This is a genomic window from Labrys sp. E2SS-1L, from assembly GCF_057073705.1.
Genome location: NZ_CP172712.1, coordinates 3,011,530 through 3,029,719, shown reverse-complemented (window position 1 = coordinate 3,029,719; position 18,190 = coordinate 3,011,530). Strand labels below are relative to the sequence as shown.

Sequence of the window (18,190 nt, the reverse complement as noted above, 5' to 3'; positions counted from 1 at the left end):
CCTTACTCGGCCTCGACCACGCGGACGAGGTGGCCGAGCTTGGCGATCATGCCACGCACGGCCGGCGTATCTTCCAGCGTGCTCCTGCGGCGGATCTTGTTGAGGCCCAGGCCGACGAGGGTCGCGCGCTGGTCCGAGGTACGGCGGATCGGGCTACCGATCTGCTCGACCGTAACGGTCTTGGTCTTAGCCATTGCTCATCCCCTCCGATCAGTCCGTCGACTCGGCGTCGATGCCCTGACGGCGGCTCTGGATCTGCGACACCTTGAGGCTGCGGCGCGCCGCGACCGAACGCGGGCTGTCCTCATGCTTCAGGGCGTCGAAAGTGGCGCGCACCAGGTTGTAGGGGTTGGACGACCCCAGCGACTTGGCGACGACGTCATGCATGCCGAGCGATTCGAACACGGCGCGCATCGGGCCACCGGCGATGATGCCGGTACCGGCCGGAGCGGCGCGCAGGATGACCTTGCCGGCGCCATGACGACCATTGACGTCATGATGCAGGGTGCGGCCCTCGCGCAGCGACACGCGCACCAGACCACGCTTGGCCTGGTCGGTCGCCTTGCGGATGGCTTCCGGCACTTCGCGAGCCTTGCCATGGCCGTAGCCGACACGGCCCTTCTGGTCACCGACGACGACGAGCGCCGCAAAACCGAAGCGCTTGCCGCCCTTCACCACCTTGGCAACGCGGTTGATGTGGACAAGGCGGTCCACGAACTCGCTGTCGCGCTCTTCGCGCTGACGATCACGTTCACGTTCACGAGCCATAGAATCCGTTCCTTAGAAGTTGAGGCCGCTTTCGCGGGCCGCATCAGCGAGCGCCTTGACGCGCCCGTGGAAGATGTAGCCGCCGCGATCGAAAAAGACGTCCTTGACGCCCTTGGCAACCGCACGCTCGCCAAGGAGCTTGCCGATTACCTTCGCGGCCTCGATGTCGGCGCCCGTCTTCAAGCTGCCGCGCAGGTCCTTTTCGAGGGTCGATGCGGAAACCAGCGTATTGCCGTTCGCATCGTCGATGACCTGAGCGTAGATGTGCTTGGAAGAGCGGAAAACCGAGAGGCGCGGCCGTCCGTTCGCCACCGAGCGCAGCTGCCGGCGGACACGCGCCTTGCGGCGCTCAAGAGCTTGCCTTGCATTTGCCATGGATTGGCTCCGTTACTTCTTCTTGCCTTCCTTGCGGAAGATGAATTCGCCAGCATACTTGACGCCCTTGCCCTTATAGGGTTCGGGACCACGATATTCGCGGATCTCAGCCGCGACCTGGCCGACCTTCTGCTTGTCGATACCCGACACGACGATTTCCGTCGGCTTGGGCGTCACCACGGTGATGCCTTCCGGGATCGGATAATCGACGTCGTGCGAATAGCCGAGCGACAGCTTGACGACCTTGCCGGCAACGGCGGCCTTGTAGCCGACGCCGTTGATTTCGAGACGCTTCTCGAAGCCCTGCGTCACGCCGACCAGGATGTTGGACACCATGGTGCGCGACATGCCCCACTGGGAGCGAGCGGCCTTGGAATCGTCCTTCGGGTCGACCTTGAACGCACCGTCCTTGAACTCGACCGAGATGAGGTCGGGGATGGTGAAGAAAAGTTCGCCCTTGGGGCCCTTGGCCTTGACGGTCTGACCGTCCAGGCTGGCGGTGACGCCAGCAGGAACAGCAACCGGCTTCTTACCGATACGAGACATTCTAACTCTCCCCCGGCTCAGAACACGGTGCAGATCACTTCGCCACCGACGTTGGATTCACGAGCCTGATGATCGGCCATGACACCACGCGGGGTCGAAACGATGGACACGCCCAGTCCGTTGGCGACGCGCGGAATGTCCTTGACGGACACATAGACGCGGCGGCCGGGCTTAGAGACGCGGGCGATCTCGCGGATCACCGGTGCGCCATCATAATATTTCAACTGAATCTCGAACTCGCTGCGGCCGTTGCCGAAATCGGTAACGGTGTAGGTGCGGATATAGCCTTCCGCCTGCAGCACATCGAGAACGCGAGCACGCTGGCCGGAACCAGGCGTGGTCACGCTGGTCTTGCGGCGCATCTGCGCGTTACGGATACGGGTCAGCATATCGCCGACAGGATCATTGATCGCCATGACGATATCTCCTCACCAGCTCGACTTCACGAGGCCGGGAACCAGCCCCCTGGAACCGAGTTCGCGCAAAGCAATACGCGACATCTTCAGCTTGCGGTAAACGGCGCGCGGACGGCCGGTCACTTCGCAACGGTTGCGCACGCGCTCCTTGGCGGAGTTGCGCGGCAGTTCCGAGAGCTTCAGACGAGCGGTGAAGCGCTCTTCCATCGACAACGACTCATCGTTCGCGATGGCCTTCAAGCGGGAGCGCCGGCCAGCATACTGCTTGGCGAGCTTCTCGCGACGCTTGTTCTTCTCAATCGAACTTTTCTTAGCCATGTAGGTCTCCAACGTTCCGCGTTTGAGGGCGGATCAACCGCCTCACTGCCGGAAGGGGAAGTTCATCAACTTCAGAAGCGCACGCGCTTCTTCATCGGTCTTGGCCGTGGTGCAGACGACGATGTCCATACCCCAAACCTGATCGACCTTGTCGTAGTTGATCTCGGGGAACACGATGTGCTCCTTGAAGCCCATGGCATAGTTGCCACGGCCATCGAAGCTCTTCGGGTTGAGGCCACGGAAGTCACGCACGCGCGGCAGCGCGATCGTCACCAGGCGATCGAAGAACTCATACATGCGGGTCTTGCGAAGGGTGACCTTCGCGCCGATCGGCATGTTCTCACGCACCTTGAACTGCGAGATCGCCTTGCGAGCCCGCGTGATCACCGGCTTCTGACCCGCGATCAAAGCGAGATCGGCAGCCGCAACGGTGACCTTCTTGGTGTCGGCGGTGGCTTCGCCCACGCCCATGTTCAGCACGATCTTGGTGATCGTGGGGACTTCCATCGGGTTCTTGTAGCCGAACTGCTTGATCAGCTCGGGACGAACCACGTCATTGTAATAGGCCTTCAGACGCGGCGAATAGGCATCGCCATTCGCGGTCTCGGCGGTGGCTGGGGACTTAGCCATCGATCTGCTCTCCCGAACGCTTGGCGACGCGAACCTTCTTGCCGCCATCGAGAACCTTGAAACCGACGCGGGTCGGCTTGCCATCCTTGGGATCGGCAATGGCGACGTTCGACAGGTGGATCGGCGCTTCCTTCGAGATCACGCCGCCTTCCTGGCTCGCCGTCTGGCGCTGATGGCGACGCACGACGTTCACGCCGCGGATGATCGCGCGGTTCTCTTCCGGGAAAACCTGGATCACTTCACCGACACGGCCCTTGGACCGGCCGGTCATGACGACGACCTTGTCGCCCTTCTTGATCTTGGCGGCCATGTTACAACACCTCCGGAGCCAGAGAGATGATCTTCATGTGGTTCTTGGCGCGCAGCTCGCGCGGAACCGGCCCGAAGATGCGGGTGCCGATCGGCTCTTTCTGATTGTTGATCAGCACGGCCGCGTTGCGGTCGAAGCGGATCACCGAACCGTCGGCACGACGGATGTCCTTGGCCGTACGCACGACCACGGCCTTCATCACATCGCCCTTCTTGACGCGCCCGCGCGGAATGGCTTCCTTGATCGAAACGACAATGACGTCGCCGACGGAAGCATATTTCCGCTTCGAGCCGCCCAAAACCTTGATGCACATCACGCGTCGGGCACCAGAATTGTCCGCGACGTCGAGATTCGATTGCATCTGAATCATGACGTACCCTCTTATTCTTCGCAGGCTGGTATCCGCACGCAGCGGACCCGGCCCAACCTCGGGTTTGGCAGCAGGGTCGAAACCCAACCGCCGTGAAGCTCGCTGCCTGCTCGGCTTTGAGCCCACTTCGCCAGCCTCGCGGCCGGCAAATCATTAACAAGCACGAAAGCGCGGCCAAGGCGGTGGAGAGCTCCACCCCTTTCGCCAACGCTCCAGGAAAGCCGGTCTTCTAGCGATTCCTTCGGCCAATCACAAGCACAAAGCCGGCTTCCGCCGGCTTTTATTTTTACCGTGTCGGCTCGAAGGCGCTGGAACGCCTCCCTGCCCTGCCAGACGATCAGGCCTTGGCTGCTTCCGCCGCCTGGTCGACGACGACCCAGCGCTTCAGCTTCGACATCGGGCGGCCTTCTTCGATCCACACGACATCACCGACCTTGTGGCCGTTGCTCTCGTCATGAGCATGGTAGTTCTTGGTGCGACGCACCGTCTTCTTCAGCAGCGGATGGGTGAAGCGACGCTCCACCTTCACCACAATCGTCTTGTCGTTCTTGTCAGAGACGACGACGCCTTGCAGGACGCGCTTGGGCATGAATTATCTCCTCAAGCCTTGGCTTTGGTCGCGGCCTTCTGGCTCTGAACCGTCTTGATCTTGGCGATGGTGCGGCGAACCTTGCGCACCTCGGCCGTGTTTTCGAGCTGACCCGTGGCCTTCTGGAAGCGCATGTTGAACTGCGACTTCTTTTGCTTGGCGAGTTCATCGGCAAGCTGGTCGTCGGACAGCACCTTGATGTCTTGAATCTTCATGGTGTTTTCCTCACTCAGCGATGCGCTGCACGATACGGGTCCTGATCGGCAGCTTGGCGGCACCGAGCGTCAGGGCGGAACGAGCGATATCCTCGCTCACACCGTCGAGTTCGAACATGATGCGGCCCGGCTTGACACGCGCGACCCAATGGTCGGGCGCGCCCTTGCCCTTACCCATGCGCACTTCAGCCGGCTTTGCCGAAACCGGCACGTCCGGGAACATGCGGATCCACACCCGGCCCTGGCGCTTCATTTCGCGGGTGATGGCACGACGAGCGGCCTCGATCTGTCGCGCGGTGATACGTTCGGGCTCCAGAGCCTTGAGGCCGAACTGGCCGAAGTTCAGGAGCGCGCCCGAGGAGGCCACACCGTGAATGCGGCCCTTGAACTGCTTACGGAATTTGGTGCGCTTGGGTTGCAACATGGTTCTATTCTCTCAACTCCCGCGAGCCGCTCACGCAGCTTCGTTACGGGGGCGCGAAGACGAACGGCCGGTGTCGGCCTCCGCCAGGCGCTTGTCCTGGGCCATCGGATCGTGCTCGAGGATTTCACCCTTGAAGATCCAGACCTTGATGCCGCACGTACCGAAGGTGGTGAAAGCCGTAGCCGTACCGTAATCGACATCGGCGCGCAGCGTATGCAGCGGCACGCGACCTTCGCGATACCACTCCAGACGAGCGATTTCGGCGCCACCCAGACGGCCCGAGCAATTGATACGAATGCCTTCCGCACCCAGACGCATAGCCGACTGCACGGCCCGCTTCATGGCGCGGCGGAACGCCACGCGGCGCTCGAGCTGCTGGGCGATGGAGTCGGCAACCAGGGTCGCATCCACTTCCGGCTTGCGCACTTCAACGATGTTGATGTGCACTTCCGAAGAGGTGAGCTTCGACACGGCCTTCTTCAGCTTGTCGATGTCGGCGCCCTTCTTGCCGATCACGATACCCGGACGAGCCGAGTAGATCGTGACGCGGCACTTCTTGTGCGGACGCTCGATGACGATGCGCGACACGGCTGCCTGCTTCAGGAGCTTCATCAGCGCCTGGCGGATCGCAATGTCCTCGTGCAGCAACTTGCCATATTCGCCCTTGTTGGCGAACCAGCGGGAATCCCAGGTCCGGTTGATGCCCAGACGCAGGCCGATCGGATTAACTTTCTGTCCCATCGCTTGCTCCTTACGCCTTGGCTTCGACCTGGCGGACGACGACCGTCAGGTTGGAGAAGGGCTTCTCGATGCGCCCTGCCCGGCCGCGGGCGCGGGCATGGAAACGCTTGATGACAAAAGCCTTGCCGACATAGGCTTCGGAGACGATCAGATCGTCCACGTCGAGGCCATGATTGTTCTCGGCATTGGCAATGGCGCTCTGCAGCGTCTTCTTCACGTCGGTGGCGATGCGCTTGCGCGAGAAGGTCAGGTCGGCCAGAGCCGAGTCCACCTTCTTGCCGCGGATCAGGGACGCGACGAGATTGAGCTTCTGCGGCGAAACGCGCAGCATGCGCGCAACCGCCTTCGCTTCATTGTCAGGCAGGGCCCGTTCGGACTTCGGCTTGCCCATGACTTACTTCCTCTTCGACTTCTTGTCCGCCGCGTGACCATAGAAGGTCCGGGTCGGAGCAAACTCGCCGAGCTTCATGCCAACCATGTCTTCGGTCACCTGCACCGGGACATGCTTCTGGCCGTTGTAGACGCCAAAAGTCACGCCGATGAAGTGCGGCAGGATGGTGGAGCGACGGCTCCAGGTCTTGATGACCTCGCTGCGGCCGGAGCCGCGCGCGGCATCCGCCTTTTTCAGGAGGTACCCGTCGACAAACGGGCCTTTCCAGACTGAGCGGGACACGGGTGGTCTCCTTACTTCTTCTTAGCGTGACGGGACGAGACGATGAACTTGTTCGTCGCCTTGTTCGAACGCGTCTTCTTGCCCTTGGTCGGCTTGCCCCAGGGCGTGACAGGGTGACGGCCACCCGAGGTACGGCCTTCGCCGCCACCATGGGGATGGTCGATCGGGTTCATGGCGACACCGCGGACGGACGGCTTCACGCCGAGCCAGCGCGAACGACCCGCCTTACCCAGCGAGATGTTCATGTGGTCCGGGTTCGACACCGCGCCAACCGTGGCGAAGCAGCTCGACAGAACCAGACGCTGCTCGCCCGAATTGAGGCGCAGGATGACATAGGCGCCATCACGGCCGGCGATCTGGGCATAGCTGCCCGCAGAACGCGCAACCGAACCGCCACGGCCGAGCTTGAGCTCGACATTGTGGACGATGGTACCCACCGGCATCGCCGACATCGGCATGGCATTGCCCGGCTTCACGTCGGCCGAAGCAGCGGCGATCACCTTGTCGCCGACAGCCAGACGCTGCGGAGCCAGGATGTAGGCCTTGTCGCCATCAGTGTAGTCAATCAGCGCAATGAACGCGGTGCGGTTGGGATCGTACTCGATCCGCTCGACCGTGCCCTCGACATCGAGCTTGCGACGCTTGAAGTCGATGATGCGGTAGGCGCGCTTGTGCCCGCCCGACTTGCGGAACGAGGTGATGCGGCCCGTATTGTTGCGGCCACCCGACTTGGTCAGGCCCTCGGTCAAGGTCTTGACCGGAGCGCCCTTGTAGAGGGCGGAACGGTCGACCAGCACGAGCTGGCGCAGGCCCGGCGTAACCGGCTTGTATTTCCTGAGAGCCATTGGTCTCTCTCCCTTTCCGGCCCGCGCCTCAGAGGCCCGTCGTCACGTCGATCGTGTGGCCTTCGGCCAGAGTCACGATCGCGCGCTTGACATCGCTCTGAGTGCCCAGAATGCCCTTGAAACGCTTGGTCTTGCCTTTGCGGACGAGCGTGTTGACACCCGTCACCTTGACATTGAACAGCTTTTCAACGGCGGCTTTGATCTGCGGCTTGGTCGCATCCGGGGAAACCCGGAACACCACCTGGTTATGTTCCGACTGAGCGGTCGCCTTCTCGGTGATCACCGGCGACACAATCACGTCGTAATGCCTGACATCGGTGCTCATTTGAAGCGCGCCTCCAGCGCATCGACGGCCGCCTTGGTCAGCACGAGGCTGTCACGGCGGAGAATGTCGTAGACGTTGATGCCCTGGACCGGCAGCACATCCACGTTGGGAATGTTGCGGGCAGCCAGTGCGAAGTTCTGGTCGAGCTCGGCGCCGTCGATGATCAGCACATTGGCCAGACCACGCTTGCCGAAGGTTTCCTTCAGCGCCTTGGTCTTGATCACTTCGGCGACGGCCTTGTCGACGATGATGAGCTGCTGCGTCTTCGCCTTGGACGAAAGCGCATGCTTGAGGCCAAGGGCGCGGACCTTCTTGGGCAGGTCGTGGGCATGGGAGCGCACGACCGGACCGAAGGCGCGGCCACCGCCACGGAACTGCGGAGCCGAGGCTGCACCGTGACGAGCACCACCGGTGCCCTTCTGCTTGTACAGCTTCTTCTTGGTCCGGTTGATTTCGGACCGGCCCAGCGTCTTGTGCGTACCGGCCTGGCGCTTGGCCAGCTGCCAGCGCACGACGCGCTGCAGGATGTCGGCGCGCGGTTCGAGACCGAAGATCTCGTCAGACAGCGTGACCGAACCGGCTTCGGAGCCTTCGAGAGTGGTAATTGCGAGTTTCATCGGCTCCTCCTCACTCGCCGGCCGCTGCAGCAGCAGCTTCGGGCAAGCGGAATGCGCCGGGCTTCGGCGCTGCTTCCGGCAGCTGCTTCTTCACGGCGTCGCGCACCAGGATCCAGCCGCCCTTGGCGCCGGGAACGGCACCCTCGACCAGGATCAGGCCACGCTCGACGTCGGTGCGTACGACCTTGAGGTTCAAGGTGGTGATGCGCTCGTCACCCATGTGACCCGCCATCTTCTTGCCGGCGAAAGTCTTGCCCGGATCCTGGCGCTGACCGGTCGAACCATGGGCACGATGCGTGATCGAGTTACCGTGGCTGGCGCGGTGGCCGGCGAAGTTCCAGCGCTTCATCGAACCGGCAAAACCTTTGCCGATCGACGTGCCCGTGACATCGACGAACTGGCCGGGGACGAAGTGGTCCGCCGTGATCGTCGCGCCGACGGGAATCAGGTCGGCTTCCGGCACGCGGAATTCGACGACCTTACGCTTGGGCTCCACGTTGGCAACAGCGAAGTGGCCGCGCTGCGCCTTGGTCGTGTTCTTGACCTTGGCGAGGCCGGCACCGAGCTGAAGCGCGGTATAGCCGTTCTTATCGTTGGTCCTGTGAGCGACGACCTGGCAATCGTCGAGACGGAGAACCGTGACCGGGACATGCTCGCCAGCGTCGTTATAGACGCGGCTCATGCCGATCTTCTGTGCAATGACACCAGAACGCATGGCGTTCGTTCCTAAGCCTAGAGGAGCCTGATCAGAGCTTGATCTCGACGTCCACGCCTGCGGCGAGGTCGAGCTTCATGAGCGCGTCCACGGTCTGCGGGGTGGGGTCTACGATGTCGAGCAGGCGCTTATGGGTGCGCATCTCGAACTGCTCACGCGATTTCTTGTCCACGTGTGGCGAGCGGTTCACCGTGTACTTTTCGATCCGCGTTGGCAGCGGGATCGGTCCGCGGACGGCGGCGCCAGTGCGCTTGGCCGTCGATACGATCTCGCGGGTCGACGTATCGAGGATACGATGGTCGAACGCCTTGAGACGGATGCGGATGTTCTGGCCGTTCATTGCCCTGACTCCGAAAATTAAATGGCGCGCCGAGTGGCGGCGCGCCGTAAGACGCGCTTTGAAAGCTCTTATTCGATGATGGCGGCGACGACGCCGGCGCCGACGGTACGACCGCCTTCACGGATAGCGAAGCGCAGCTTCTCTTCCATGGCGATCGGCACGATCAGATTGACTTCCATGGCGATGTTGTCGCCCGGCATCACCATCTCCGTGCCTTCCGGCAGCGTCACCACGCCCGTCACGTCCGTCGTGCGGAAGTAGAACTGCGGACGGTAGTTGCCGAAGAACGGCGTATGACGGCCACCCTCTTCCTTGGTCAGGATGTAGGCTTCGGCCTTGAACTTGGTGTGCGGCTTCACGGAGCCGGGCTTGCACAGCACCTGGCCGCGCTCCACGTCCTCACGCTTGGTGCCGCGCAGCAGCGCGCCGATGTTGTCGCCGGCCTGGCCCTGGTCCAGCAGCTTGCGGAACATCTCGACGCCGGTGACGGTCGTCTTCTGGGTGGCGCGGATGCCGACGATCTCGACTTCCTCGCCGACCTTGACGATGCCGCGCTCGACACGGCCGGTCACCACGGTGCCGCGGCCCGAGATCGAGAACACGTCTTCGACCGGCATCAGGAAGGGCTGGTCGATCGGACGCTCGGGCTGCGGGATGTACTCGTCAACCGTCTGCATCAGGGCCAGGATGGCGTCATGGCCGATGGCCTTGTCGCCATTGTCCAGCGCAACCTTGGCCGAACCCTTGGTGATCGGAATGTCGTCGCCGGGGAACTCGTACTTCGACAGAAGCTCGCGAACTTCCATCTCGACCAGCTCGAGCAGTTCCGGATCGTCGACAAGGTCGACCTTGTTCAGGAACACCACCAGCGCGGGAACGCCGACCTGGCGGGCCAGGAGGATGTGCTCGCGGGTCTGCGGCATCGGGCCGTCGGCGGCCGACACGACCAGGATCGCGCCATCCATCTGCGCCGCACCCGTGATCATGTTCTTCACGTAGTCGGCGTGGCCGGGGCAGTCGACATGAGCATAGTGGCGGTTCTTGGTCTCGTACTCGACGTGCGCCGTCGAGATCGTGATACCGCGGGCCTTCTCTTCCGGAGCCTTGTCGATCTGGTCATACGCCGTGAACGTCGCACCGCCCGTTTCGGCAAGAACCTTCGTGATCGCCGCAGTCAGCGACGTCTTGCCATGGTCAACGTGACCAATCGTGCCGATGTTGCAGTGCGGCTTATTGCGTTCAAATTTCTCTTTGGCCATCGGGGCCTCCTTCACCTGTCGCCGAAACGGCGGATGAAACTCAAATCAAGGGGATCAGGCGTACTTCGCCTGGATTTCAGCAGCGACGTTGGACGGCGCCTGTTCGTAATGATCGAACTGCATCGTGTAGCTGGCGCGGCCCTGGGTGAAGGAACGCAGCTGGTTGACGTAGCCGAACATGTTCATGAGCGGAACCATGGCGTTCACGACATTCGCGTTGCCGCGCATATCCTGACCCTGGATCTGTCCACGCCGGGAGTTGAGATCGCCGATGACCGAGCCGGTGTATTCTTCCGGAGTCACGACCTCGACCTTCATGATCGGCTCGAGCAGAACCGAACCGCCCTTCTGCAGGGCTTCACGGAAGGCCGCACGCGAAGCGATTTCGAAGGCCAGGGCCGACGAGTCGACTTCGTGGAAGGCACCGTCGATCAGCGTCACCTTGACGTCGACGACCGGGAAGCCGGCAACGATGCCCGCACCCAGAACCGAATTGAGGCCCTTTTCGACGCCCGGGATGTATTCCTTGGGCACCGAGCCGCCAATGATCTTCGACTCGAACTCGAAGCCCTTGCCGGGCTCGTTCGGCTCGACGACGAACTTGACGCGAGCGAACTGGCCGGTACCGCCGGTCTGCTTCTTGTGGGTGTAGTCGATCTCGGCCCGCTTGGTGATCTTCTCGCGGAAGGCCACCTGCGGCGCGCCGACATTGACCTCGACCTTGTGGGTACGACGCAGGATGTCGACCTTGATGTCGAGATGCAGTTCGCCCATGCCCTTGATGATGGTCTGGCCGGATTCCTGATCGGTCGACACGCGGAAGGACGGATCCTCCGAAGCGAGCTTGATCAGCGCCAGCGCCATCTTTTCCTGGTCGGCCTTGGTCTTGGGCTCGATCGCCATCTCGATGACCGGCTCAGGGAATTCCATGCGCTCCAGGATGACCGGATGCGCGGGATCGCACAGCGTGTCGCCGGTGCGGGTATCCTTGAGGCCGACCAGGGCGACGATGTCGCCGGCATAGGCTTCAGCGATTTCTTCGCGGTTGTTGGCGTGCATGAGCACCATGCGGCCAACGCGCTCGCTCTTCTCACGGCTCGAATTGAGCAGCGAAACGCCCTTCTCGAGCTTGCCCGAATAGATGCGGCAGAAGGTCAGGACGCCATACTGGTCGTCCATGATCTTGAAGCCAAGGAGCGAAAGCGGCTCGGCGTCCGAGGACTTGCGCTCGACTTCTTCTTCGGTCTTGGGGTCGATGCCCTTGATGGCGGGCACGTCCACCGGCGACGGCAGATAGTCGACCACGGCATCAAGAAGCGTCTGAACGCCCTTGTTCTTGAAGGCAGAACCAGCAAGCACGGGATAGAAGGCGCCGGTGAGGACGGCCTTGCGGATCAGGCGCTTCAGGGTTGCTTCGTCCGGCTCCTGGCCGTCGAAGAAGGCGGCGAGAGCGTCGTCATCGAGTTCCACAGCAGCTTCGATGAGCATGTTGCGGTACTCGTTGGCCTTCTCGACCATGTCTTCCGGGATCGGCAGGTTGGCGTCGAATTCGGCGCCCAGCGATTCACCCGACCAGATCACGGCCTTCATGCGAACGAGATCGATGATGCCCTTGAAGTTCGACTCCGAGCCGATCGGCAACTGAATGGCGATCGGCTTGGCGCCGAGGCGCTTCACGATGTCGTCGAGGCACTTGTAGAAGTCAGCGCCCGTCTTATCCATCTTGTTGGCGAAGACGATACGCGGAACCTTGTACTTGTCACCCTGGCGCCAGACAGTCTCGGTCTGAGGCTCGACGCCCTGGTTGGAGTCGAGCACGCAGACGGCACCGTCAAGCACGCGCAGCGAGCGTTCGACTTCGATGGTGAAGTCGACGTGGCCGGGGGTGTCGATGATGTTCAGGCGCTTGCCAGCCCACAGAGCGGTCGTCGCGGCGGACGTGATCGTGATACCGCGCTCCTGCTCCTGGGTCATGAAGTCCATCGTGGCGGCGCCGTCATGGACTTCGCCGATCTTGTGGGACTTGCCGGTGTAGTAAAGGATCCGCTCGGTCGTCGTGGTCTTACCGGCGTCGATGTGCGCCATAATACCAAAATTGCGGTAGTCCTCGATCGCGTGCGTACGGGCCATCGTGTGATCCTCGATCCTGCTTCCAGCCTTACCAGCGGTAATGCGAGAAGGCGCGGTTGGCCTCGGCCATCCGGTGCGTGTCTTCGCGTTTCTTCACGGCGTTGCCGCGGTTGTTGGAGGCGTCGAGCAGCTCGCCCGACAGCTTCTCTTCCATGGTCTTCTCGTTGCGGTTGCGGGCCGCGCTGAGGATCCAACGGATGGCGAGAGCCTGGCGGCGCTCCGGACGAACTTCGACCGGGACCTGATAGGTCGCACCACCGACGCGGCGGGAGCGAACTTCGATCGCCGGAGCGACATTCGACAAGGCCGTCTGGAACACCGTGATCGGGCTCTGCTTGGCCTTGGCTTCGATGGTGTCGAAAGCGTCATAGACGATCTTTTCGGCAACCGACTTCTTGCCATCATACATGATGGCATTCATGAACTTGGTCACGACGAGATCACCGAACTTCGGATCCGGAATGATCTCACGCTTTTCTGCACGATGGCGACGGGACATGGTGAAATCTTCCCTTACTTCGGACGCTTCGCGCCGTACTTCGAACGGCGCTGCTTACGGTTCTTGACACCCTGGGTATCGAGGACACCGCGGAGAATGTGATAGCGGACGCCGGGCAAGTCCTTCACGCGGCCGCCGCGGATCATGACCACGGAATGCTCCTGAAGGTTATGGCCTTCGCCGGGGATGTAGCCGATGACCTCGAAGCCATTGGTGAGACGCACCTTGGCAACCTTACGCAAAGCCGAGTTCGGCTTCTTCGGGGTCGTCGTATACACGCGAGTGCACACACCGCGCTTCTGCGGGCATGCTTCCAGGTGGCGCGCCTTCTCGCGATACACTTTCGGTTCGCGCGGCTTGCGGATCAGCTGGCTAATGGTTGGCATCGTTCGCCCTTCAACATCGATTAGTACGCCCTTACGGACGCACTGCTTTGCCCTGCGTGAACACCCACGCAAAACGAAACCGCGCCAGCTTCCCTTTTAGGGGATGCAAGCGCGACACCCACAGAGGATCGCAACGCAGGGCGCAACGATCATGACCGGAACTGTGTCTGGTAGTCCGGAGGCAGCGTTTAAGAACTCAGTTCCGCGTCTTGTCGACTGCAGGAACAATACGTCTTACGGCCCGCCCTGAAAGTGAGGTGGTCTTTAACTGCCGACTCGCCTCCCGTCAAGCACGAAGCGTGTCAAAATCGGCAATAAATGCGGTTTCCGAGCCGATCGGAGCTTCTGCATAGCCCCTTTGCCGTTTTGCATGGCTTGGAGCCCGAGAGGCTCCCCTTCCCCACCACGAGCGCGGCTCGATCAAAGACGAAAGGGCGGCCCTCGCGAGCCGCCCTTCCATTCAACCATTCGGTTGAATTTTCTTACTCTGCCGCGGGCAGAGCCACCACTTCGGCTTCGCCGGCCGGAGCTGCGGGAACGCCGGCCTCGGCCTGCTTCTGCTGCAGGATGAGGTCGTCGCGGCGCTTGGCGATCTCGCGGACCCGCGCGATCTGGGCACCGGTGCCGGCCGGGATGAGACGGCCGACGATGACGTTCTCCTTGAGGCCCTCCAGCGTGTCCGACTTGCCGTTGACGGCAGCTTCGGTGAGCACGCGAGTGGTCTCCTGGAACGAGGCCGCCGAGATGAACGAACGCGTCTGCAGCGAGGCCTTGGTGATGCCGAGCAGCACCGGATGGCCGATCGCAGGCTTGCGGCCTTCTTCGACGGCCTTGATGTTGGCCTCTTCGAACTCGATGCGATCGACCTGCTCGCTGGGCAGGAACTCGGTCTCACCGGCATCGGTGATCTCGATCTTCTGCAGCATCTGCCGGACGATCACTTCGATGTGCTTGTCGTTAATCTGCACGCCCTGCAGGCGGTAGACTTCCTGGATTTCGTTAACCAGGTAGGCCGCCAGTTCCTCGACGCCCTTGACCGCCAGAATATCGTGCGGAGCCGGGTTGCCGTCGACGATGAAGTCACCCTTCTCGACGACGTCGCCGTCCTGGAGATGGATGTGCTTGCCCTTCGGGATCAGATATTCGACCGGCTCCTGATCAGCCTCATGCGGCTGGATCACGAGACGACGCTTGTTCTTGTAGTCACGGCCGAACTGGATCGTACCGGTGATCTCGGCGATGATCGCCGCATCCTTCGGACGACGGGCCTCGAACAGCTCGGCCACGCGCGGCAGACCGCCCGTGATGTCGCGGGTCTTGGCGCTTTCCAGCGGCACGCGGGCGATGACATCGCCGGCATTCACCTTCGAGCCGGGATCGACCGAGATGACGGATTCGGCCGCCAGGAAGTAGCGGGCGTCACCGCCACGCGACAGCTTGGCGATCTTGCCGTCGGCACCCTTGATCACCAGGGCCGGACGCAGGTCCGCCGAGCGGCTGGACGTCCGCCAGTCGGAGACCACGCGCTTGGTGATGCCGGTCGATTCGTCGGCACTCTCATTGACCGAGATGCCGTCGACCAGATCCTCGTAGCCGATCACGCCGTCGAGTTCGGTGATCACCGGGCGGGTATAGGGATCCCACTCGGCGATGCGCTGGCCGCGCTTGATCTTGTCGCCATCGTCCACCTTGATGCGTGCACCATAGGGGACGCGGTTGACCGAGCGCTCCGTGCCGTCATGGTCGAGGACCACGACTGCCAGGTTGCGGGCCATGGCGATCAGTTCGCCTTCCGAATTGCGCACGACGTTGCGGTTACGGATCTTGACCGTGCCCTCGAAGGTCGACTCGATGTTCGACTGCTCGTTGATCTGCGCCGCGCCGCCGATGTGGAAGGTACGCATGGTGAGCTGCGTGCCCGGTTCACCGATCGACTGCGCCGCAATGACGCCGACGGCCTCGCCCATGTTGACCCGCGTGCCGCGTGCCAGGTCGCGACCATAGCAGGTAGCGCAGACGCCGTTCTTGGTCTCGCAAGTGAGCACCGAACGGATCTTGATCTCCTGCAGGCCCGAAGCAGCGATCAGGTCGACAGCCTTTTCGTCGATCATCTCGCCCATCGGCACGATGACGGTGCCGGTCGAGGGGTCGGTGATGTTCTCGGCCGCGGTACGGCCGAGGACGCGCACACCGAGCGAAGCCACGACCTGGCCGGCATCGACGATCGCACGCACACCGATGCCGCCTTCCGAGCCGCAATCGATCTCGGTGATGATCGAGTCCTGGGCGACGTCGACGAGACGACGGGTCAGATAACCCGAGTTCGCCGTCTTCAAGGCGGTGTCGGCCAGACCCTTACGGGCGCCGTGGGTCGAGTTGAAGTACTCGAGCACGGTCAGGCCTTCCTTGAAGTTCGAGATGATCGGCGTCTCGATGATCTCGCCCGACGGCTTGGCCATCAGGCCGCGCATCGCACCAAGCTGACGCATCTGAGCGGGCGAACCACGAGCCGAGGAGTGCGCCATCATGTAGATGGAGTTGATCGGCTTGTCGCGGCCGCTGTCGTCCTTCTTCACGGCCGAAATGCGGTCCATCATCTCCTTGGCGAGACGATCGGCGCACTTGGCCCAGGCGTCGACGACCTTGTTGTACTTTTCGCCCTGGGTGATCAGACCGTCATTGTACTGCTGCTCGTAGTCCTTCGCCAAAGCGTCGGTCTCGGCCACGATCTTCCACTTGTTCTCCGGCACGACGATGTCGTCCTTGCCGAAGGAGATACCCGCCTTGAAGGCGTTGGAGAAGCCGAGCGTCATGATGCGGTCGCAGAAGATGACCGCTTCCTTCTGACCCACGTTACGGTAGACGACGTCGATGAGGGCGGAGATCGCCTTCTTCGTCATCAGGTTGTTGGCGGCGTCGAAGGGAATCTTCGGATTCTTCGGCAGCAGCTCTGCAAGCTTCACGCGACCGGGCGTGGTGTCGTAGATCTTGGCGACCTCGTTGCCTTCGGCATCGATGCCCTTCCAGCGCCACTTGATCTTGGAGTGGAGCGTGACGACCTTGTTGTCGAGCGCATGGTCGAGCTCGCCGATATTGCCGAACACCATGCCCTGCCCGGGCTCGCCATCCGACATCAGCGTCACGTAATAGAGACCCAGCACGACGTCCTGCGACGGCACGATGATCGGCTGACCGTTGGCCGGATGCAGGATGTTGTTGGTCGACATCATCAGGACGCGCGCTTCCAGCTGCGCTTCGAGCGACAGCGGGACGTGCACGGCCATCTGGTCACCGTCGAAGTCCGCGTTGAAGGCGGTGCAGACCAGCGGATGCAGCTGGATGGCCTTGCCTTCGATCAGCACCGGCTCGAAGGCCTGGATGCCGAGGCGATGCAGCGTCGGAGCGCGGTTGAGCAGCACCGGATGCTCGCGGATGACCTCGTCGAGGATATCCCAGACTTCCGGCTTTTCCTTCTCGACCAGCTTCTTGGCCTGCTTCACGGTCGCGGAAAGCCCCTTGGCGTCGAGACGCGAATAGATGAAGGGCTTGAACAACTCCAGCGCCATCTTCTTGGGCAGGCCGCACTGATGCAGCTTCAGCTCGGGACCGACGACGATCACCGAACGGCCGGAATAGTCGACGCGCTTGCCGAGCAGGTTCTGGCGGAAGCGGCCCTGCTTGCCCTTGAGCATGTCGGACAGCGACTTCAGCGGACGCTTGTTGGCACCCGTGATGACGCGGCCGCGGCGGCCGTTGTCGAAGAGCGCGTCCACAGCTTCCTGCAGCATGCGCTTTTCGTTGCGGATGATGATGTCAGGCGCACGCAGTTCGATCAGCCGCTTCAAACGGTTGTTGCGGTTGATGACGCGGCGATAGAGATCGTTGAGGTCCGAGGTCGCGAAGCGGCCGCCATCCAGCGGCACGAGCGGCCGCAGATCCGGCGGGATCACCGGAACGGCGGTCAGGATCATCCATTCGGGCTTGTTGCCGGACTGGATGAAGGCTTCGATGATCTTCAGGCGCTTGGCGAGCTTCTTCGGCTTGAGCTCCGAAGTGGACTCGGCGATCTCGACGCGCAAATCCGCCGCGATCTTCTCCAGATCCATGGCGCGCAGCATCTCACGGATGGCCTCGGCGCCGATCATGGCGGTGAACGAGTCCTCGCCATACTCGTCCTGGGCGCGTGCATACTCGTCCTCGGAGAGGAGCTGACGCTCCTTCAGCGGGGTGAGGCCGGGCTCGATCACGACGTAATATTCGAAGTACAGGATACGCTCGAGATCCTTGAGCGTCATATCCATCAACAGGCCGATGCGGCTCGGCAGCGACTTCAGGAACCAGATGTGGGCGACCGGCGCGGCGAGCTCGATATGGCCCATGCGCTCGCGGCGCACGCGCGACAGCGTAACTTCGACGCCGCATTTCTCGCAGATGACGCCCTTGTACTTCATGCGCTTGTACTTGCCGCACAAGCACTCGTAATCCTTGATCGGTCCGAAGATGCGCGCGCAGAACAAGCCGTCACGCTCGGGCTTGAACGTACGGTAATTGATGGTTTCCGGCTTCTTGATCTCGCCGTAGGACCAGGAAAGGATCTTTTCCGGCGAAGCGATCGAGATCTTGATCTGATCGAAGGTCTGCGGCTGCGCCACCGGATTGAAGAGATTCATGACCTCTTGGTTCATGGCCGTCTCCAGGT

At 62.1% G+C, this 18,190-nt stretch carries 25 protein-coding genes; all 25 read right to left on the bottom strand.

Features of this window, described 5'->3' with window-relative positions; all coding sequences use genetic code 11:
• Positions 1 to 2: 2 nt before the first annotated feature.
• The 25 genes from rpmD to rpoC all read right to left on the bottom strand — a co-directional run bounded on the left by rpmD (position 3) and on the right by rpoC (position 18,176).
• Positions 3 to 194, bottom strand: coding sequence for a 50S ribosomal protein L30 (gene rpmD / locus ACIGJE_RS13965; RefSeq protein ID WP_311934456.1), 192 nt, complete (start codon positions 192 to 194; stop codon positions 3 to 5).
• A gap of 16 nt (positions 195 to 210) precedes the next feature.
• Positions 211 to 768: a 30S ribosomal protein S5 gene (gene rpsE, locus ACIGJE_RS13960; protein ID WP_068292104.1), complete on the bottom strand. Its 558-nt coding sequence runs from the start codon at positions 766 to 768 to the stop codon at positions 211 to 213.
• Positions 769 to 780: 12 nt separating this feature from the next.
• Positions 781 to 1,143 carry a 50S ribosomal protein L18 gene (gene rplR, locus ACIGJE_RS13955; RefSeq protein WP_149254721.1) on the bottom strand — a complete coding sequence of 121 codons (363 nt, stop codon included), beginning with the start codon at positions 1,141 to 1,143 and terminating at the stop codon, positions 781 to 783.
• Positions 1,144 to 1,155: 12 nt separating this feature from the next.
• Entirely contained in the window at positions 1,156 to 1,689 is a 534-nt protein-coding gene (rplF, locus tag ACIGJE_RS13950; RefSeq protein WP_311934455.1) for a 50S ribosomal protein L6, read from the bottom strand.
• Between the two features lie 17 nt (positions 1,690 to 1,706).
• A complete protein-coding gene (rpsH, locus tag ACIGJE_RS13945; protein ID WP_311934454.1) occupies positions 1,707 to 2,105 on the bottom strand; it encodes a 30S ribosomal protein S8 in 399 nt (132 codons plus the stop codon).
• Positions 2,106 to 2,117: 12 nt separating this feature from the next.
• The gene (rpsN, locus tag ACIGJE_RS13940; protein ID WP_311934453.1) at positions 2,118 to 2,423 is read right to left on the bottom strand and encodes a 30S ribosomal protein S14; all 306 of its coding nucleotides are present in this window, start codon (positions 2,421 to 2,423) and stop codon (positions 2,118 to 2,120) included.
• 42 nt (positions 2,424 to 2,465) lie between these two features.
• Complete coding sequence (gene rplE / locus ACIGJE_RS13935; RefSeq protein WP_311934452.1) at positions 2,466 to 3,053, bottom strand: 50S ribosomal protein L5; 588 nt, start codon at positions 3,051 to 3,053, stop codon at positions 2,466 to 2,468.
• The gene (rplX, locus tag ACIGJE_RS13930; protein WP_149254718.1) at positions 3,046 to 3,363 is read right to left on the bottom strand and encodes a 50S ribosomal protein L24; all 318 of its coding nucleotides are present in this window, start codon (positions 3,361 to 3,363) and stop codon (positions 3,046 to 3,048) included. Before rplX ends, rplE begins: the two co-directional genes overlap by 8 nt.
• 1 nt (position 3,364) lies before the next feature.
• Positions 3,365 to 3,733 (bottom strand): 50S ribosomal protein L14, encoded by a 369-nt coding sequence (gene rplN / locus ACIGJE_RS13925; RefSeq protein ID WP_311934483.1) that lies wholly within the window; start codon positions 3,731 to 3,733, stop codon positions 3,365 to 3,367.
• Positions 3,734 to 4,070: 337 nt separating this feature from the next.
• Positions 4,071 to 4,322 (bottom strand): 30S ribosomal protein S17, encoded by a 252-nt coding sequence (gene rpsQ / locus ACIGJE_RS13920; RefSeq protein ID WP_105862627.1) that lies wholly within the window; start codon positions 4,320 to 4,322, stop codon positions 4,071 to 4,073.
• An 11-nt stretch (positions 4,323 to 4,333) separates the two neighbouring features.
• Positions 4,334 to 4,537 (bottom strand): 50S ribosomal protein L29, encoded by a 204-nt coding sequence (rpmC, locus tag ACIGJE_RS13915; RefSeq protein WP_068292078.1) that lies wholly within the window; start codon positions 4,535 to 4,537, stop codon positions 4,334 to 4,336.
• 10 nt (positions 4,538 to 4,547) lie between these two features.
• The gene (rplP, locus tag ACIGJE_RS13910; RefSeq protein WP_311934451.1) at positions 4,548 to 4,961 is read right to left on the bottom strand and encodes a 50S ribosomal protein L16; all 414 of its coding nucleotides are present in this window, start codon (positions 4,959 to 4,961) and stop codon (positions 4,548 to 4,550) included.
• 30 nt (positions 4,962 to 4,991) lie between these two features.
• A complete protein-coding gene (gene rpsC, locus ACIGJE_RS13905; protein WP_311934450.1) occupies positions 4,992 to 5,702 on the bottom strand; it encodes a 30S ribosomal protein S3 in 711 nt (236 codons plus the stop codon).
• Positions 5,703 to 5,712: 10 nt separating this feature from the next.
• Positions 5,713 to 6,093 (bottom strand): 50S ribosomal protein L22, encoded by a 381-nt coding sequence (gene rplV / locus ACIGJE_RS13900; protein ID WP_068292065.1) that lies wholly within the window; start codon positions 6,091 to 6,093, stop codon positions 5,713 to 5,715.
• Between the two features lie 3 nt (positions 6,094 to 6,096).
• Positions 6,097 to 6,375: a 30S ribosomal protein S19 gene (gene rpsS, locus ACIGJE_RS13895; RefSeq protein WP_068292063.1), complete on the bottom strand. Its 279-nt coding sequence runs from the start codon at positions 6,373 to 6,375 to the stop codon at positions 6,097 to 6,099.
• Between the two features lie 11 nt (positions 6,376 to 6,386).
• Complete coding sequence (gene rplB, locus ACIGJE_RS13890; protein WP_311934449.1) at positions 6,387 to 7,220, bottom strand: 50S ribosomal protein L2; 834 nt, start codon at positions 7,218 to 7,220, stop codon at positions 6,387 to 6,389.
• 28 nt (positions 7,221 to 7,248) lie between these two features.
• Positions 7,249 to 7,545: a 50S ribosomal protein L23 gene (locus ACIGJE_RS13885; RefSeq protein ID WP_068292055.1), complete on the bottom strand. Its 297-nt coding sequence runs from the start codon at positions 7,543 to 7,545 to the stop codon at positions 7,249 to 7,251.
• Positions 7,542 to 8,162, bottom strand: a complete 621-nt coding sequence (gene rplD / locus ACIGJE_RS13880) for a 50S ribosomal protein L4 (RefSeq protein WP_068292053.1) — start codon at positions 8,160 to 8,162, stop codon at positions 7,542 to 7,544. Before rplD ends, ACIGJE_RS13885 begins: the two co-directional genes overlap by 4 nt.
• A 10-nt stretch (positions 8,163 to 8,172) precedes the next feature.
• On the bottom strand, positions 8,173 to 8,877 hold the full coding sequence (rplC, locus tag ACIGJE_RS13875) for a 50S ribosomal protein L3 (RefSeq protein ID WP_068292051.1): 705 nt from the start codon (positions 8,875 to 8,877) through the stop codon (positions 8,173 to 8,175).
• A gap of 31 nt (positions 8,878 to 8,908) precedes the next feature.
• Positions 8,909 to 9,217, bottom strand: coding sequence for a 30S ribosomal protein S10 (gene rpsJ / locus ACIGJE_RS13870; protein ID WP_068292049.1), 309 nt, complete (start codon positions 9,215 to 9,217; stop codon positions 8,909 to 8,911).
• A gap of 68 nt (positions 9,218 to 9,285) precedes the next feature.
• Positions 9,286 to 10,476: an elongation factor Tu gene (gene tuf / locus ACIGJE_RS13865; protein ID WP_311934448.1), complete on the bottom strand. Its 1,191-nt coding sequence runs from the start codon at positions 10,474 to 10,476 to the stop codon at positions 9,286 to 9,288.
• A 54-nt stretch (positions 10,477 to 10,530) separates the two neighbouring features.
• On the bottom strand, positions 10,531 to 12,606 hold the full coding sequence (gene fusA, locus ACIGJE_RS13860; RefSeq protein WP_311934447.1) for an elongation factor G: 2,076 nt from the start codon (positions 12,604 to 12,606) through the stop codon (positions 10,531 to 10,533).
• A 28-nt stretch (positions 12,607 to 12,634) separates the two neighbouring features.
• Positions 12,635 to 13,105 (bottom strand): 30S ribosomal protein S7, encoded by a 471-nt coding sequence (gene rpsG, locus ACIGJE_RS13855; protein WP_068299564.1) that lies wholly within the window; start codon positions 13,103 to 13,105, stop codon positions 12,635 to 12,637.
• A gap of 14 nt (positions 13,106 to 13,119) precedes the next feature.
• Positions 13,120 to 13,491 carry a 30S ribosomal protein S12 gene (rpsL, locus tag ACIGJE_RS13850; protein ID WP_068299562.1) on the bottom strand — a complete coding sequence of 124 codons (372 nt, stop codon included), beginning with the start codon at positions 13,489 to 13,491 and terminating at the stop codon, positions 13,120 to 13,122.
• A gap of 482 nt (positions 13,492 to 13,973) precedes the next feature.
• The gene (gene rpoC, locus ACIGJE_RS13845; RefSeq protein ID WP_311934446.1) at positions 13,974 to 18,176 is read right to left on the bottom strand and encodes a DNA-directed RNA polymerase subunit beta'; all 4,203 of its coding nucleotides are present in this window, start codon (positions 18,174 to 18,176) and stop codon (positions 13,974 to 13,976) included.
• Positions 18,177 to 18,190 lie beyond the last annotated feature (14 nt).